A 17,540-nucleotide genomic window follows, 5' to 3' on the forward strand; every position below is an offset into this window, starting at 1 on the left:
CCCTTTCAAGATCATCGAATCTCCCGCCCCTGCATCAGCTCCCAGGGCCCGGTCTGGACGATCCTGACCTCGTCGAAGTACTTGAGCCACTCAGCAATGTTCTCAGCCGCGCGCTGCGCGACCTCCTCCTCGCAGCCATCCGCCTCCATGATCGACCGCTGAAGGTCCACCTGGTTGAGGCTCCCCGTCCTCGCGAGCGCGGCGACTTCGGCGAGCTCGTAGAGACGGGTCCGTACAGCCGAGGAAAAGGCTGTCTCGTCCAAGCCGGGCGAGATGTCCAGATGCGCCAGGTCCCGTACAACGCCAGCAAGAATCTCATGCGGGAAATCGCACTTCAGCCCGCGATAGACCCTGGAGAGGCGAGCCGGCATGCGCGTTTCCGGACGCCACCGTGTGGGGGTCGAATCCACCTCGTCCACGACGACCACAAGATCCGGCCGGTCCTCATCGTTAGCGAGGAGGTTCGCCTGCTCTCGAAGGCGCCGCCCCATCTCTGCATCTGCCGGCACGGCTGTCCGCTGAACCTGGTCAAGGACCAACCTCACCTCCGGATGATCGGCGGGTACCTCGACGAGCACTTCGAGGTTCTTCGGAATCCTCCGCCCGGTCGCCCGCCCCGTCAGGTTGGCCGACCCCACGAGGCAGCGATCATCCGCCACGTACACCTTCGCATGGAGGTCGTGGCAGAGCACGATGGAGACACGAGGGTCCCGCTCTGCGACCTCCGCGATCTCCGGATCGGAGACACCGGCCGCAATCTCCATGACTGCCCAGCGGGTCACGCAGAGCAGTTCGACATCTCGATCACCGAGGGCAGCAACAGCCGCAGCGAACACTTCCTTCTTGATGAAGGGCGCCACCAGCACGACACGTTCGCTCGCCGAGCTCAACAGCTCGTGAAGCTGCCCCCAGACGTAATCCGATCTCACTCATCGTCCTCTTCGTCGACCGTAAAGAACTCCCTGGCCATGCGACCCCAGTCCTGCCGGAAGCTCTTGATGCGCTCCTTCGTGCGCGGCTGCGTCGTCTCATCCTCGAAGCGCGCCCAGGAGAACAGCAGCAACTTGAAGGCGCTCGAAGCCCGCTCCAGTCTGTCCTTGAGCTCGCTCGGGCTGGAGTCCTGATACTCATCGTCCAGAACTGCCACCAGGTCGTCGTAGACCGGGTGGTCCATGTTCAACGAAACCTGAAGCACGCCGCCGTAGTACTTGATGTTGAAGAACGCAGGTGAATCAGGGGAACGGCTGGTGATCAGCCGGACATGGCGGTTCTGCGCCATGGTCTCGGCGACCATCCGTTCTGCGTCAAGAGGCGTGTACTCATGCTCCTTGACCAAGTCGTCGATCTGTTCCTGCCGACTCTCTTCGGCCGTCTTCTGATCCTCCAGCAAGTCCGTCTCGCTGGGGCTGGCTTCCTCACGCCTGCGCCTTACAGCCTGCTCGGCCTGCTTCTCAGCCGACTCATGGCGGCTACGCGCCTTCCGCGTACCTCGAGTCTGCTGCTTCAGCTCGTCCCTCAGCAGCTTGAGAAGCTTGTCCCGCACGTGGAAGACGATCTCCATCAGCGGTACACGGCCGTCCCCCTCCTCCTTCAGCAGCTCCTTGAACTCCAGCTGGGTGAGCCCTTCTCCTTCCTCCTCCCAGTTGAAGTGCGAGAGGGCCGTGAACTTCGTGGCTGACTGCTTGTTGTTCGTCACGCCGAAGACTTCGTCGAGCTGAGGCGGAAAGTCGATCTCGATTCCCCACCACCGCTCCACCGGATCGGACGTGCTGGTCCAGCCGTTGTCCAGGTCCAGCTCACGGTCCGCCCGCATGAGCGAGATACCGAGATTCCGGGCTGCGTGCTTGCCCCAGAGAGTTCGACCAGGATCCAGCGTCGGAGTGACGTCCTCCGGCCAGGGCTCATCCTCGATATCCGAGCGGCGAGCAGCGTCCGTAGCGATCGAGGCTCGGACTGTGACCGGATACGACTTACCGTCAACTCCCTTGACCATGAACTCTTCGACGCCGATCTCTCCCACGGACCCTGCGCCGATCGGCCTGAACATCGGCTTTGTATCGAACGGTGCAGGGGTGGATGACTTCGGCGTCAGGTACAGCGGATCGTTAGGCAGAGCGTCGGCAGCCCCAGGGAGCTCTTCCCCTCCACGGACCGGGACCAGACGGATCCGGCACCGCCCATCCGTGATGTACCTGCGATAGATCCGGCCAATGAGCCATTCGGTGTGCTTCAGCGTTGTGGCCGTGCCGATCCACTGAACGCGGTCGAGATCGGTCCAGAGAACCAAGGTTCCGGACGTCCCGAGCCCTTGGCTCAACTTCTGCCACTCCTGCGGAACTGCTTTCAGCGCCGGCTCCGGAACCTGCGCGTCGGTGCCGTCGATCCTGTGCAGATCGAGGTACGTGTGGAGTGCGTTCTCAGGACCGTTCTGCCACGACCACACGTCCACGCGAGTGCACTGGGACATGCTGGAGTTGGGGAGGCCCACGCCGAAACGCCCTATGCCCTTGCGCTCCTGGCGGCTTCCCACGCCGAACCGGAGCGACCTCCGAAGCGTCTCCCGATCCATACCGGTGCCGTTGTCCATCACCGCGATTTTCGCGATCGGGTAGCGCGATCGTTCCGTGGGCTTCTCAGTCGCCTCTACGGTGAAGAGTTCAACGACGTCCGCCTTCGCTTCGATGCCGTTGTCGATCAGCTCGGCGATGGCGTGCGCGGTGGATTTGTACCCACTGTCTCGCATCGCCTTGACCGTCATGTCCGCGCTGACAATCGGGTAGCTGTCGACATCGATCATCTGCTGCTCCACACGTCCTCCCAGTTGGTAAACGCATCTGCCACATCGCCAAACCCCGGAAGATCAGGGTCAATTACGGTCACAACTTCGCACGTCGAGGTGCCGCCGGCCTTCGGCCCGCGGATCACCCTCCCCACCATCTGGCTATACAACACCAGAGAGGTTGTAGGACGTGCGATAACAGCAGCGCTGGCAGCCGGAGCATCAAACCCGGTCGTCAGCACTCCAAAGTTCGACAGCACCATGAGGCGGTTCGACTTCCCCTTGAACCGAGCGATCACCTTCGCTCTGTGCTGCTTAGAAGAGTCGGCGGTCACCTGCTCCGCATCGATACCGAGAGCAGACAGCGTGGACACCAACAGTCGGCTGTGCTCCACCGAGGCCGCGAATAGCAAGATCCTCGAGTGCTCCTTCGACAGCTCAAGCACCGTCCGTACGACTTGCAGGTTCCACTGCGCGCTCATCGACAGCTGAGACATCAGCTTCTCGGGGATGTCGAACGCATCCACCAACGCGTGCCAGTCGCTTCTGCTCAACTTCATGCCGGAGTCGGCAGCGACGGTCCGGAAGGTAGGACGAGCCAGGTAACCGTCCTCGATCAAGGCGCTAACCGGGTTGTCGTGCCCCTCGACTTCCAGCATGACCTTGTGTCGAGCGAAGAACTCAGACAGCCGCTTGTCCTCCTCGACGTTTGCCCAGGTCCGACCAGGAGTCGCGGTCAGTCCCAGCAGGCTTGAGTCCCGGCGAAGCGTCAGTGCATCCGTGACCCTGCTGTATGTCGGCGCGATGGCCTGATGCGCCTCATCGAAAACAGTCAGGGTCGTCTTCAGTGCCAAGCGGTCGAGAAAGTCTCGGTCCTTCTTGATCGCGGCGACCGCCTTGTCGAGCCCCAGGACCACGATCCCGTCGGTGACCCCTGTCAGATCAGCTGCTGCGTCCCCCCACATCCGGGCCACGTGCACATCCCTGTTCCCGAGGGTTGCCCACGCTCGCTCGAATTCCGAAGCGGCTTGCTCTAGAAGCTCGTTCCCGCGCGCCAGCCACACAACGAGTGTCGGTTCGTGTGATCGCAAATGATCACTGATCATGTTCATCGCCGTCCGGGTCTTCCCTACCCCAGTCGGTAGGTGGAGGACGACCCGCCGCTCATCCGCGTACAACCGCTCGCTAGCTCGTGCCGCCGCGCGACGCTGATGCGAGAAGAGCGCGTAGCCCGCCTCTGCCGTACCCCGCACTGCAGGAGGAGCCTTCGGCGCTCGTTCGACAATCAAGCCCAGAAAACCCAAAAGGGTCCTGCGCTGTTCCGCCGTCCAATCGCACTTCCGCAGGAACGTCGCAGCTCGACCAGACCCCTTCCACCCCAGCCTTCCTGCAAGCTCATCCGTTTTGCCACCCGGCAAAATATCCAGAAACTCTTGCCGCTTATCGACATCGGACAAAATCTGCTCAGGGGATACAGCCGCCGCCGCTACCGACCGAAGCATTGCCTCGTCGGCATCCCCACCACTCAGAAGGTCAAGGAGCGTGCACGCCTCCTCACCGAGAAGGCCGCGTACGTAATCAAGGGAGGCCGCATCTAGGACGCGCGCGAATGCGATGCCGGGTGAACTCATCCCGCTTCAGCTCCCTCGCGCCTCAGCCGAGGCGCTTCCGCGCCTCTCGCGTCCCCACCTTGCACTTGCCGACTCTCCACCACGCCGTGCTGTCCGATCCTTGTTGCCGCCGTGACTCGGGTCACGACGTGCGATCCACAGTAGAGGCCACCACTGACAACGGGCCGAAGATCGCCGATTCAGGCTTCACCGGGCGCACATCCGCCCTGATCAGAAGCTCACGAACAAAAGAGAACACTCTTCGATGCGAGATGCTCACGCAGCGCTAGTGCCTGCACTACCTGCGGCGTGCCGGTCCCACTAGCCCCGAAGGTTCGTTAGGATCGCAGGACGCTCCTGGTGGAACCTGAGCTACCGGTCGAGAACGCCCACCAGGACGAGCGGCATAAGGAGCGAATCACGACGAGTGGGGGCATTTCATGGAATCTGATGCGATCGAGTCGCGGTCGGCGTACCTCGACTACAACGCCACAGCTCCCATGCGCCCGGCAGCACTCGCAGCGATGAACGAAGCGCTCAGCGCCGTAGGCAATGCCTCCAGCGTCCACCATCACGGCCGCAGTGCCGCAGGCAGGGTCGACCGAGCACGCCGAAGCCTCGCAGATCTACTGGGTTGCTCCCCTGGCGAGATCATCTTCACCTCTGGCGCCACCGAGGCCAACAACCTTGCCTTGCACGCCGCTCACACCGGGCAGCAGGTAATCGTCACCTCCGCCGTCGAGCACCCGGCCGTGCTGGAGACCGCACGAGCTCTCACTTGCGGCGCCTCAGACTCCCTCACCATCTTGCCTGTAGACCGACAAGGCCAACTCGACACAGAGGCGTTCAAAGCCTCGTTCCTGGGGCGAGACGTATCCCTCGTCTCGCTGATGCTCGCGAACAACGAGACCGGCGTGATCACCGACCTCAGTCCGATGATCGAGGCCGCCCATTCGGCTGGAGCCCTGATTCACACGGACGCGACACAGTACGTCGGCAAGCTCCCCCTTGACCTGGGGGTGCTCAACGTCGACCTGATGTCGCTCTCCGCGCACAAATTCGGGGGTCCGCAAGGCGTCGGTGCACTGTTCATCCGGCGTGGTATCCGGCTGCCACGGCGTCCCCTGACCTTCGGCGGCGGTCACGAGCGTGGCTGGCGTGCCGGCACTCTCAACGTTCCCGGCATCACCGGCCTGGGGGCTGCCGCCGAGGCCGCCAACCGATATCTCCTTGAGGACGCCTCCCGCAGCACCAAGCTGCGAGACCTCCTGGAAGGCGAGCTACTTGCCCGTCTTCCTGGTAGCTATGTCAACGGCGCCGGAGCGCCCCGGCTACCCGGCGTAACAAGCATCACTTTCCCCGGCGCTCCCGCCGACGCGGTACTTTCTTCCATGCCGGATGTGGCCGCCTCCGACGGCAGCGCCTGCGCTGCGGGCGCTCCAAGCCCAAGTCATGTTCTTGTCGCCATGGGCCTCAGCCGCGAAGACGCCGATGCCACGATCCGTTTTTCGCTGGGCTATTCCACAACGGAACAAGAGGTCCGTCGGGCCGTGGCCTCCACAGCGCAGGCCGTCACACATGTCCAAGCGCTCATGAGTGCCACCGCCGGCCCTTGACCGGACTTTCCAAAACTTCTTATCCACACTTCGCAATGAAGGGCTCGACTGTAATGCCAGAAGGCCGCCTCTACGACGTCGTCGGACTCAAATTCAACCGCCACGAAAGCTTCCCCCCGCGCTTCGGCTGGCTGCACAAGGCATACCTTCAGGTCAAGCAGGACGAGATGCTCTTCCATGCTCCAGACGCTCTTGTGCGTCTCGGTGTGGGTAAGAACATGGTCTATTCGATGCGTTACTGGTCGCAGGCTTTCAAGCTGACCCATGAATACCGCAGTGCCGAGAACCAGTCACGTTCCCTCGCAGCCGCACCGACCTGGCGTGCCCGGTGGCTCCTGGACGAGGACGGGGCCGATCCCTACCTTGAGGACACCGGCAGCCTGTGGCTGCTGCACTGGTGGCTCGTCTCGGGCAGCGAGGAAGCTCCCTGCCTTGCCCCGAGCTGGTACACGATGTTCCACCTCGCTCCGCTGGCCCGCGTCACGATCGATGAGATGACCGCACTCATTACGCGCGAGGTGCACGAAAGCTTCGAGCGTGAGCAGTGGCCGGCGGCTGAGTCCGTCACCCGCGATGCCGAGTGCTTCATCAAGATGTACGCACCCGACCCCGACGCGAACCCCCTGTCCCCGGGCAGCTTCGAGGACTCGCTCCTCTGCCCCTTCCGCGAGCTCGGCCTGCTGGAGTACCAGGGAGGGCGCGGTAAGGAGCGCACCTACCGCTTCACCAGCGGCATCCGCCCCAGCCTCCCGCCTCGCGTCCTCTTGTACGCCTGCCTTGACTATGCCGCGCGCTTCTCGCGCAGGCCGGCTTCCATCTCATTGGCCCGGCTCGCCAACGAGCCTGGAGCACCCGGGCTCGCCTTCCGAATGCGTGACCCTGAGCTCGCGCGGTCGATCGAAGCGCTCGTCGAGAAGCACCCGCAGCTGGAGATCGTCGAGTCTCTCGGACAGCGGAGTCTGCGTTTCGCGGACAATCCCGAGACTCTCGCCTGGGACATTCTCGACGAGCAGTACGGCCGCGTACGTGACCGCGACGGCTTCCCGACCCCTGAGGAGTGGATGCGGGAGAAGCCGGGCCTGAAGAAGGCCACGGATGACGCTGAGACCGCCCAGGAGCTGTTCCCCCTGCAGGCTGACAAGAACGAGGAGCTCGCGTGACCACGGCCACCCAGCCTTCTGCTCGCACCAGGGCGAAGCACACTGGTGCCCAGATCCCCGCCGGGATCAGCTTCGTTGGCACGGAGTTCCGCTCCACCAACCTCGAACGCGACGTATACGACGCGGACCTGCATTCCCCGTACGTCGGTGTACGCGCGTTCGACGTTCTCGACCGCGTGGGCAACGCTCTGGGCGACCTCAAGCGCTCCCGCGCATGGTCCTTCACCGGACCGTACGGGTCCGGCAAGTCGACGCTCTCCAACTTGATCGACGCTCTGCTCGGTCACGACACGAACCGCAGAGCCGCTGCTCACGAGGCCGTTTCGGCAACGCACCCAGCACTTGCGCAGGAGATCGCCGAGAACCGGGATACCCACCCTGGCGACGGCTTCCTGGGCGCAGTCACCACGGCTCGTCGTGAGCCGCTGGCGGTTACCGTCCACCGGGCACTCCAGACTGCGGTGGAACGTAAGTGGAAGAAGCGTGTTCCGAAGGACATCGCGTCCGTCATGGCTGCCTGCGCTGAGACGGACGTCCCGACTACGGACAGCCTGCTGAATGCCGTCACCACGCTGTGCGGCAGGGCACCGCTTCTACTGATCATCGATGAGTTCGGCAAGACGCTGGAACACCTGGTGTCCGTCGAGGCGAACAGGAAGAACGCCGACAGCGACGTCTTCCTGCTCCAACTCCTCGCGGAGAAGGGTGCCGGAGCAAAGGGCCTCCCGCTCTACATCTTCACCCTGCAGCACCTGGCGTTCAGTGACTACACCTCTCGGTCGAACTCGGTCCAGACCCAGGAATGGGCCAAGATCCAGGGCCGTTTCGAGGACGTCACCTTCGCCCCGAACCTCGGTGACGCGCTCTACCTTCTTCAGCGGAAGTTGGACCACTCCGCCTTGCCGGAGCAGAGCCACAAGTTGATCAAGGCGCAGGCTCAGGCCGCCCACGGAATCTGGCGTCACCAGTCGCTGCACTCGGTGGTCGATGTCTCCGTAGAGTCATTCGCCAACCTGTACCCGCTGCACCCGCTCACTGCAGTTGCCGCGCCGCTCATGGCATCTCAGATCGGCCAGAACGACCGCAGCCTCAGCGGTTTCCTCGTCAACGACGAACCGTTCACCGTGCGGCGCAGCTTGGACACGTTTGCGGCCAGCTCTCCGGAACGAGCCTCAACGCTGCGCATTCCGCAGCTGTACGACTTCTTCTTCTCTGCCGGGCGGACCACGATTCTCGCCTCTTCCAAGGCGAGCCGCTGGCTGGAGATCAACACCCGGCTCGAAGAGGCTAACGGCCTCCCGGAAGAAGACCAGTCGCTCCTCAAGGCCATCGGCGTCCTGAACCTCATCGACGCGGACGGCATGCTGCGGGCGACGCCAGCGATGATTCAGTTCGCGCTGAACGACCCGATCGACGCTACCGACGTCAACCGCTTCGAGCAGCTGAAGAAGCGGCTGGACAAGCTGGTGAAGGACGGGCTCGTCGTCCACCGCGAGTACAGCGACGAGTACCGGATCTGGCAGGGCACCGATGTCGATATCGACGCCCGGGTCAGCGAGATCGCCTCGCAGCTCCAGCCTGATGACGTCGTCCGCTATTTCAACAAGCACCTCGGCAGCAACGTTCTCCCGAACGCGGTCGCTGCCGGCGCCCACAGCCAGCTCACCGGCATGCAGCGCCACTTCGTGACCGCTGTTAGCCACAAGACCGAGAAGCTGCGCGGCCCGAAGATCGTGCAGGACGCAGCAGACGGCATGTTGGTCTTCCACCTCGGTGAACTGAAGAACAGCCCGCAAGTGGACTCTCCCCTTCCTGTCGTGGTTGGGCTCACCCGGAATCCGCAGGCGGTGCTGGCCGCGGGTACCACTCTCGTAGCTCTTCAGGACCTCATGGGCGACGAGGAACTCGACCATGTCGCCCGGCGAGAGATCAAAGAACGAGCCGGGGAGTTCTCCCAGAAGATCACGGCGTTGCTCGCGGAGGCGTTCCGCCCTGGCAGCGACGAGTCGAGCTGGTACCTCTGGGCCAGCGGTGAGGACACCGACGGGGATCCCGCCCAGGAGCTCAGTGCCCGCAGTTACGCAGGGCTCGTCTCTGAGGCGTGCAACGTGGTCTACCACCAGACCCCGCATGTCAGGAACGAAATGGTGGGCCGCCACCAGCTCACCAGCAACGCGGCTCGCACGCGGCGTGAGGTCCTCACGGCGATGATCGAGAAGACCGGCCTGGCACGGCTCGGCTGGCCCGAGGACAAGTTCCCCGCGGAGCGTGCCCTTTACGACGGAGTCGTCGAGCACCTCGGTCTGCACCGCGCCACTGGCGAGGTCAGCGGCAGCGCGAGCTCGGGCGGCACCCTCCACACCCATGGCATGGCTCGCCCCAACGCTGAGAAGAACTCCAGCGTCATGCCCGTCTGGGAAGCTCTCGAGGAGGCCCTGAGCGAGGCCACCGAGCCGACCCCCATCGTCGACATCTACGAGCGTCTCATGGCTGCGCCGTACGGCGTGAAGGCCGGTGTGGTCCCGATCCTGGTGGTCGCAGGGCTCATCCTGCGGGGCAACGACGTAGCGCTGTTCGAGGAGGGCAACTACTGCCCTCGCCTCACCGCCGCCATCGTGGAGCGCCTCAACGTTCCCTACCCGGAACGCTTTACCGTGAAGTCGACCCCCGTGGACCGGGGACAGCGCAGGCTCGTGCTCGATGGCCTGGTGAAGTCGCTCGACGTCGACATTCCTCGCAGTCGTGCAAACCGCAACCCGGCGCTGCTGGCCGTCACCCGCGGGATGCTGGACCGCATCCTGGTCCTGGATCAGTACTCCCGCAAGACTCAGCGGCTCAGTGAGGACACCCTCGCAGTCCGCGACGTTCTGTCCAGGGCTACCGACCCGGACAATCTTGTCTTCAAGGAGCTGCCGGAAGCGCTTGGTTTCGAGGAGATCACTCCTGGAACCAAGAAGGACGCGGAAGCGGCCGAGTCGTTCATCGAGCGGCTCACCTCCGCGCTCAACGAGCTCACCGGCGCGAGTGAGAGCCTCCAGCGGTACGTGGTGGACACTCTGGCCAAGGAGTTCAGGCTTCCTGCCACCAGCATCACGGAACTCCGTGCAGGTCTCGCCGAGCGACTCCAGGGCTTCGCGGACGCGTCTCTTGAGGTCAGCCTTCACGGCTTCGTGTCCCGCGTAACGAACGAGATGCTCCCCGATGACGACTGGCTCGGCACGGTCGTGGTCCAGCTGGTCAACCAGGCCCTCGGGGACTGGACCGACCGCGATATGGATCGTTTCCCTCGTGTCGTACAGGACAGGGCTCGCGCCCTCGACCGGGTCAGCCACCTCTACAGTGTCACGGAGGCCGAGGAAGTCGAGGACCTAGAGGAGGCCGAGGCCAAGGATTCACCTGTCACGGTTCGCTCCGCAGCCACAAAGCGGGCCAAGCCGAAGCCGCGGCAGATCGACACTCACCTCCTGACACTCACCACCCCCCAGGGTGCTGAAGAGCGCACGCTCATCCACGTACCCAAGAAGTCGCGGAATGCCGCGGACAAGCTCGTTGTCAGTGTCATCAGGCAAGCTGAGGAAGCACTGGGCCCGGACGGCGCACGCATCCTCCTCGCCGCGCTGGCCGAGCGCCTGTCTCAGCAGGACAGCGCCACATCCGAAAGGAAGGAGCAGCCGTGACAGACGCCGACGGCACGAGCAGCAAGAAGCGCCACGTACTCGGGATCTCAGGGGGTAAGGACTCCTCATCCCTCGCGATCTACATGCGCGACCGGGTGCCGGAGATGGAGTACTTCTTCTGCGACACCGGGGCCGAGCTGCCCGAGACCTACGAGTACCTGAATCGCCTCGAAGGCGCGCTCGGCAAGCCCATTGAGCGGCTCAACTCCTCCCGCGACTTCGATCACTGGCTGGAGGTCTACCAGGGGACGCTGCCCAGCCCTCAGATGCGCTGGTGCACGAAGAACCTGAAGATCCGGCCGCTCGAAGAGTGGATCGGCGACGACGAAGCCATCTCATACGTCGCAATCCGTGCCGACGAGAATCGGCTGGGCTACGTCAGCACCAAGCCAAACATCACGGCGGTCTTCCCCTTCCGTGAAGACGGGATCGACCGCGCGGGCGTCGACCGCATCCTCGAAGAGGCCGGCATTGGCCTGCCTGGCTACTACGAGTGGCGTACCCGCTCCGGCTGCTACTTCTGCTTCTTCCAGCGGAAGCACGAGTGGGTGGGCCTCAAGGACCGACACCCAGAGCTATACGAGAAGGCCGTCGCCTACGAAGACAAGCTCAAGCACCAGGACACGGCCATGCAGGGTCGCAAGTACACCTGGTCTCAGGGCGAGTCCTTGGGTGAACTGATAGAACGCCGCGACGAGATCGAGGCCAAGCACGAGGCTGCCCTTGAGCGCGCAGCCAAGCGTGTGAAGCCGAACCGGCCGCTGTTGGAGATCCTCTCCGATGCGCTCGACGAGGATGACGACTCGGCGGCTTGCGCGGTCTGCCACCTCTGATCCGACTCCCACCCGAACCCGCCTGCCCTGTGCTCACAAGCACAGGGCAGGCGGGTCTTCGCGTCTTCCGACGGAGCGTCGGCCCTGGATGCCAGACTGTAACCCACCACTTACGCACCACAAATCCCCCTCTCTGAAACGCTCGTTGACGGTCGGTCGATTGAGACCTGTACATCATGAAGCTCGTAGGTCATGGGCCTGGTGTGGGGGCGGGCAGGATACTGAGCCTTTTCCAACCTTCGGGCGTGGCTGGCAGGTTGGGGCACGCTGCGTGAGGTGAATGACGAAGCTCCTAGCAGGGTTCACGACCAAGATCACCCATGTCGCGGGGAGCTTCGCGTGCTTGTTTACCCATCGGCGATCGATCTGTCCAGCGCGCACCTTCGTCACCTTGCCCGGTGCCTGGCCGCTCATCGCCGCATGATCGGCACCCGCGCCGCATCACGCCGAACAGGCAGGCGCTTGTGGTCCTGGCTCACCTGCGCCGCGGCGACCCCCACGCTCAGCCAGCCGCTGCATTCGGCATCGGGATCGGGACCGTCTACCGTTACGTCAGCGAAGCGATAAAGGCCCTGGCCTCACTCGCTCCAAGCCTGGCCTAGGCGATGCGGACCGCACGCCAGCTGGTCTTCGTCATCCTCGACCGAATCGCCGCCGACACCCCGTACCACTCCCGGCAAGCACAAGCGCACGGCATGACGTCCAAGTCCTCACCGACCTATGTGGACGGCTGCTGTGGGCTTCACCCGCGCTCCCCGGCCCCACTCGCGACCTGACCGCCGCCCGTACCCACGACATCGTCGCCGCACTCGCCGAGGCCGGACTGAAGTGCTGGGCCGGCAAGGCTTATCAGAGCGCCAGCGGTTCCATCCAGGTGCCCTCCTGAGGCCGTCGCCTCAAGCGGTGGCCGCGCAGGCACAACAGCACCCACGCCCAGATCTCCTGCCTCGGCGAGCAGGCCATGGCCACCTTCAAAGGTTGGCGGCTCCTGCAGAAGCTCCACTGCAGCACCGAGCGCATCACCGACCCTGGTGAAGGCAGTCCTCGCCCTTCACCACGCATCAGCGTGAGGTTGGAGAAGGCTCCTTGATGGTGAGCATGGTGTTGCGATCGCCGAAGCGCACGTTCACGGCCCGCTCCACGAGGCGGGGCACGACTTCGCCCTCGGTGTAGGGGGCGGGCCTTCGGCGACGGCGACTGTGTGGGAAAGCTTCAGCCCGAACTGCTCTGCCCGCTCCACCAGAGTCCCAAGTCGCCACGTCCGTACAGCAGGTCGTCGGTGAACTCGCTGCGTCGTGACTCCTCCTGCCGGAAAGCGATTGCTGGGCTCTTTCATAGCGCTCGCGCAGCGCCTCGACGGGCGTCTGCACCGTAGCCAGTACGCAGTCCGCGCCAGCAGTCCCGGTGGGCCATGCCGCATCGATGACTTCAAGCAGCGCCCTATACGCCAACTGGCGATACATGGACAGAGCCTGATGATGCGCCTGCTGCACCGAAGTAGGTTCAGCTGTCTTGGTCTGCAAGCCGCACGAGAGCACACCCCCGCCAACGGACCCTCACAACCCACAAGATTGGAAGACTACATTACGCTCTGCTTGTCAGACCCGTAGGGTGTGCCTGTAGGCAACGTCAGACACGGGAGGCCACATGGCGCACGGAGCGAGTAGGCGCTCCGACCTGCTCCTTGACGCACTGGCTCTGATCCGCCAGGACCGGGACGAACGGCGTGCTGACTGTGCGGCACTGCGCGACGAGCTCTCCCAGGCCCTCAACCGCGTCAGCGAACTTCAGGACCGGCTCGCGGGCGAGGAACAAGGCTTGGAGCAGGCGGAGACGATGTACCAGTTCGTCGAGGACCGCATTCCTGCACCCGGGGCGGACGCGCCGGAGAGCTCAGAGGAAGAGCCGCCCATGCCGCCGCAGAGTTCTGCCACGGCTTCTCTGGACGAGCTCCAGGACGACGAGTCCAACAGCCTGCAGGACTTCGTCATGACGATTCTCGCCACCTCCGATCGCGCCATGCATGTCGATGAGGTGGTCGAAGCCATCGTCATTCTGCGGGCCAGGGGGCGCACGGAGAAGCTCGGGAACTCCAAACGCCCCAGCGAAGACGTGCGCACCGCGCTCAACCGGCTGGTCGGCAAGGGGCGTGTGGAGAAGGTCGCCGCCGCCACCTACGCCGTGGCCCGGGACCTACCGACAGCGCAGAAAGCTGAGGCTGCCTGACCTAGATATGCGCCTCTGATCAGTTGTGTGAGAGGGGTGGTGCCGCCGGAGGGCAATCCGGCGGCACCGATACGTGCCCCTGATCATGGTTCACGTGCATCCCAGCCTAGTCGACGGCACGTCCGCTGGGAGGCGCGTGGCCTAGTTCTGTATGCCATTCCGCTCACCGATGGCTTGGAAAGTAGGCTTTCGTGCCGGTTTATCCACCGAACTCATCCGCATTTCTCCGAGGCAGGGCTCGCAGCCCCCGGCCACAATGCGACGTCGAGACCGTCCTCCAGCAGGCTCACGGTGACCACGTCGGGCCAGCTGATCCCGTTGAGCAGATTGACGATCGCCTGCCGGTTGACCCCGGTAAGGGTGGCGGCCTGCCGCAGGCTCAGCCCTCGCTCCTTCAGCCTCTCCCCGAGGGCGCGCGCGAGCGCCTGGACGACCCGAGCTTGAGGGTGACCGGTCATGATCGCGTGGGGCCACGCGTCCGGGTCCTCGGCAAGGTCCCTCGGCGTCGTACTGCGCTGGGTGCCACCGGGCATCGAGATGCGCTCCTCCAGGTTGATGTGCACTATGTCGAACAAAGCGGCTATTTGTTCAGCCGGTATTCGTGGTGCATCGCGCTGGAGACCGAGATGAGTCAGGCAATCCTGCGGTACCGCCCCAAGGACGCTCCTCCCGAGTGGGAGGCGGTGGCCGACGGGGTGCGTATGGTCGTCGCCACCGTCGCCGACCACGTTCCCTACCGGCTCACCACGGTGCTGGGCGTCATGGCGACCCTTGCCGTCAGCGCCGAGCGCGCAGGACTGGCACGCGATCCGGCTGTCTGGCTGGAACAAGGCACCATCACCCGCTCGCTCCTGCTGAATACAGACATCGCCCCAAACAGCACGCAGACCTACGCCTCGATCCTGGCCCGCGTCCGGGAGACCCTCATCTGGGTCGAGCGCGGCGAAGCGCCCCGTCCTCACCTGAGTGGTGACCGCTCCCGCGCCGAGCCCTACGGCACCAGCGACCTGACCCGTCTGGACGTCTGGTCCAACAACCTTCCGCCGACCCCCACCGGCCAGGGCAATGGCAAGGCACTGCTGGCGCTCGGCGCCGGCTGCGGCCTGCCGCCCAAGGAGATGCTCACCGTGCGCGGCACCGACATCCACGTTTTGCCCAGCGACGCCGTCGTCGTCCACGTCCCGGAGACCGACCGGCTCATCGTGTGCCGCTCGCTGTGGGAGAAGACCCTCGCCAACCTCGCCCAGACCGCCGGGGACAACTACCTGTACGCGCCCGACCGCCAAGTCCTTTACCCAAAGAACGCCATCAGCAACTGGGTCAAACGCACCAAGCCCGGCGATCCGAAGGTCCCAGCCCTGGACACCCGGCGCCTGCGCGCCACGTGGATCGTGCCGCTGTTGCGAGACCGTGTCCCGGCCGACCTGGTGGCCCGCGCGGCAGGAATGAAGACGACCGCCGCGCTCGCCCCCTACATGGCCTGGGTACCGGCGATCTCGCACGACGCCGCCGTACGTATGCTGCGCAGCTGGGCATGAGGGCCCGCAGCGGGCAGCACCGGCCCGCCCCCTCACCGCACCCTTCCCAGCTGAACGACCGCCTCGTGCGGCAGGTCGTCGATCTCGTCCGGGCCAGCGGAGTCCTGGACGAACTCACGGTGCTGGAGGCCCGCCGCCCCGGCCCTCGCGGCCTCCGGTCGGAGACCGTACTGGTCGGTATGGTGCTGGCGGCACGGGAGTTGCGTAGCACCAACGTGGACGACGCCTGGGAGTGCGTGCAGTTCCGCCTGCGCAAGCCCTGGCTCAAGTACTTCGGGCTGACGGAAGTCGACCGTACGGACGTCGAGGCGACGCGTGCGTCGGCCAAGCGCTTCTACGATGCCTGGTCGCGCATCACGACGGTGCTTGACCCGGCCCGCTACGACCGCCGGACCCGCATGCCACGCAATCAGGCCGTCACCTATCGGCGCGCCTGGCTGCACCGAACACACCACGACTCGACGCCGGCCCTGTCGCGGATCGCCAACAAGTTGGTGCTCACACCCGTACGCACCGCGGTTGCCCGCGGGCTGATGGACGACTGGGCCGGCGACCTGTCGGTGGACGCCACCGCCCTTCCCACCTGGGCCCGCCACAGCACGAAGCGCCGCGCCTCGCTCGAAGTGAGTGCGGGCGTGCACGTTTCCGGCGGCGGCCACAAGACCTTCGGCTACAGCGCCACGCTGCTGGTCGCCGGACATGCCGATGCGTCCCGCGCCGGCCGCTATCCCCAGCTGTGCATGGGCATGTCCGTGCACACACCCGGCAAGCAGATCGGCCCCCAGGCCGTACGCCTGCTCCAGATCGTCAAGCGTCTGTGGCCCATCCAGGGGTACCTGGCCGGGGACCTCGCCTACTCCGGCGCCAAGGTCGAAAACTTTCACGACCCCGTACGTGCGGTCGGCTACAAACCCGTTCTCGACTACAAGACCACCATGGTCCGCAAGGACAAGAACGCCGTCGAAGGCACCCTCGCCATCGCGGGCGACCTCCTCTGTCCCCACACCCCCCAACGGATCATCGAAACCTATCACCGCATGGCCGCCGCCAAGCAGAGCAAGACCCGCGAGGAACTCCTGCCCGAGATGCTGGAGGCAGACTCCTACGTCCTCCCGCTGAAACAGGCCGCCGACCACCGCGGTCTGGAACGCCGCCAGTGCCCCGCCGCCGGCACCAGCCCCCGCGTCACCTGCCCCTGGGCCCAGGAACGCGACGCCTCCGGCGCCCACCGGCGCCGAGGCCACACAGCACGCCGCCCCGTCCGAGGCCGGCCCCACACGATCGATCTGACCAACCGCCGCGCCAGACAGGCCCATCCGGATGCGAAACCGACCGTGCGCCCACCGGAACGCCCCGCCCACCAGCGTCCGGCCATCTGCCAGCAGTCCACGATCACCATGCCGGTCGACATCATGCCCAAGCTCCGCCAGGACCTGCCCTGGGGTCGAGAGGCCTGGCAGCGTGCCTACCGCAGCCACATCGAAGGACTCAACGGCCGCGCCAAGAACGTCGACACCTTTCTGGACTCCCGCGAAAAGCGGCAGAGCCGGGGCCGCGTCGCCCAGACGCTGCTCAGCGCCATTCAGCTCATGGTCGAGAACCTGAGGACCATCGAGTCCTTCCTGCGCGACCAGCGCCTGTGGAAAGAAGAGAACTACACCCTCGGCCACATTCCCGAGACCCCGGACCCGTACGAGGACCCTGTCGAGGAAGCGGGAGGAGACAACTCCGTCCCGCCGCCCGAATCGTAGAAGCGGCTTCGTCGGAGCAGGCGCAACCACACAGCTGTCAGCGCGCCGCAGGACCACCCGAGTCCTGCGGCCGCTTCGCCATGCCCGCACCACCACAGCCAGCTCCGCTCACCGTGCCCACGGCGCCGGACCGGGCTTCCCCGAGCGGCATCCGCGTCGTACCAAGCCTGAGAACCACGAAATCCCGCCCAGTTGAAGTAACTGGACGGGATCTCGTGAACCCTTCACGAGCTAACTCGTGAACGGCCCGTTGTGGACCTGTGGGGATTTGAACCCCAGACCCCCTCGATGCGAACGAGGTGCGCTACCAGACTGCGCCACAGGCCCTTGCGACGTGTGAAACTCTAGCA

11 protein-coding genes, 1 tRNA gene and 1 pseudogene are annotated in these 17,540 nt (G+C 64.8%); 8 read left to right on the forward strand and 5 right to left on the reverse strand.

What is annotated here, in order from left to right; all coding sequences use genetic code 11:
- Positions 1-11: 11 nt before the first annotated feature.
- Genes QFZ71_RS11615 through QFZ71_RS11625 form a run of 3 tightly spaced genes read right to left on the reverse strand, consistent with a single transcriptional unit; the run spans position 12 to position 4,410 of the window.
- The gene (locus tag QFZ71_RS11615; RefSeq protein ID WP_307668175.1) at positions 12-929 is read right to left on the reverse strand and encodes a phospholipase D family protein; all 918 of its coding nucleotides are present in this window, start codon (positions 927-929) and stop codon (positions 12-14) included.
- The gene (locus QFZ71_RS11620) at positions 926-2,809 is read right to left on the reverse strand and encodes an ATP-binding protein (RefSeq protein WP_234433249.1); all 1,884 of its coding nucleotides are present in this window, start codon (positions 2,807-2,809) and stop codon (positions 926-928) included. Before QFZ71_RS11620 ends, QFZ71_RS11615 begins: the two co-directional genes overlap by 4 nt.
- Positions 2,794-4,410: a DEAD/DEAH box helicase gene (locus tag QFZ71_RS11625; RefSeq protein WP_307668176.1), complete on the reverse strand. Its 1,617-nt coding sequence runs from the start codon at positions 4,408-4,410 to the stop codon at positions 2,794-2,796. Before QFZ71_RS11625 ends, QFZ71_RS11620 begins: the two co-directional genes overlap by 16 nt.
- A gap of 419 nt (positions 4,411-4,829) precedes the next feature.
- Here QFZ71_RS11625 and QFZ71_RS11630 point away from each other — a divergent pair, with 419 nt between their 5' ends.
- The 6 genes and pseudogenes from QFZ71_RS11630 to QFZ71_RS11660 all read left to right on the forward strand — a co-directional run bounded on the left by QFZ71_RS11630 (position 4,830) and on the right by QFZ71_RS11660 (position 13,901).
- Positions 4,830-6,005, forward strand: coding sequence for a cysteine desulfurase family protein (locus QFZ71_RS11630; RefSeq protein ID WP_307668177.1), 1,176 nt, complete (start codon positions 4,830-4,832; stop codon positions 6,003-6,005).
- A 35-nt stretch (positions 6,006-6,040) separates the two neighbouring features.
- On the forward strand, positions 6,041-7,165 hold the full coding sequence (locus QFZ71_RS11635) for a DUF4007 family protein (protein WP_307668178.1): 1,125 nt from the start codon (positions 6,041-6,043) through the stop codon (positions 7,163-7,165).
- A complete protein-coding gene (locus tag QFZ71_RS11640; protein ID WP_307668179.1) occupies positions 7,162-10,842 on the forward strand; it encodes an ATP-binding protein in 3,681 nt (1,226 codons plus the stop codon). Before QFZ71_RS11635 ends, QFZ71_RS11640 begins: the two co-directional genes overlap by 4 nt.
- On the forward strand, positions 10,839-11,675 hold the full coding sequence (locus QFZ71_RS11645; RefSeq protein ID WP_031082430.1) for a phosphoadenosine phosphosulfate reductase family protein: 837 nt from the start codon (positions 10,839-10,841) through the stop codon (positions 11,673-11,675). The genes QFZ71_RS11640 and QFZ71_RS11645 overlap by 4 nt, the downstream gene beginning before the upstream one ends.
- Before the next feature lie 339 nt (positions 11,676-12,014).
- Positions 12,015-12,745 (forward strand): annotated as a pseudogene (locus QFZ71_RS11650) (transposase family protein).
- 577 nt (positions 12,746-13,322) lie between these two features.
- Positions 13,323-13,901: a hypothetical protein gene (locus tag QFZ71_RS11660; RefSeq protein ID WP_189431689.1), complete on the forward strand. Its 579-nt coding sequence runs from the start codon at positions 13,323-13,325 to the stop codon at positions 13,899-13,901.
- Between the two features lie 212 nt (positions 13,902-14,113).
- Here QFZ71_RS11660 and QFZ71_RS11665 read toward each other — a convergent pair whose 3' ends face one another.
- Positions 14,114-14,476, reverse strand: coding sequence for a helix-turn-helix transcriptional regulator (locus QFZ71_RS11665; RefSeq protein WP_229823724.1), 363 nt, complete (start codon positions 14,474-14,476; stop codon positions 14,114-14,116).
- Between the two features lie 51 nt (positions 14,477-14,527).
- On the opposite strand from QFZ71_RS11665, the gene QFZ71_RS11670 reads away from it, so the two are divergent.
- Together QFZ71_RS11670 and QFZ71_RS11675 are read left to right on the forward strand one after the other, a co-directional pair.
- Entirely contained in the window at positions 14,528-15,439 is a 912-nt protein-coding gene (locus QFZ71_RS11670) for a hypothetical protein (protein ID WP_307668180.1), read from the forward strand.
- Positions 15,436-17,190 carry a hypothetical protein gene (locus QFZ71_RS11675; RefSeq protein WP_307668181.1) on the forward strand — a complete coding sequence of 585 codons (1,755 nt, stop codon included), beginning with the start codon at positions 15,436-15,438 and terminating at the stop codon, positions 17,188-17,190. Before QFZ71_RS11670 ends, QFZ71_RS11675 begins: the two co-directional genes overlap by 4 nt.
- A gap of 253 nt (positions 17,191-17,443) precedes the next feature.
- Here the strand turns inward: QFZ71_RS11675 and QFZ71_RS11680 are convergent.
- Positions 17,444-17,517: transfer RNA gene (locus QFZ71_RS11680), tRNA-Ala, on the reverse strand.
- Between the last annotated feature and the right edge of the window lie 23 nt (positions 17,518-17,540).

The organism is Streptomyces sp. V2I9, from assembly GCF_030817475.1.
Lineage (GTDB): Bacteria > Actinomycetota > Actinomycetes > Streptomycetales > Streptomycetaceae > Streptomyces.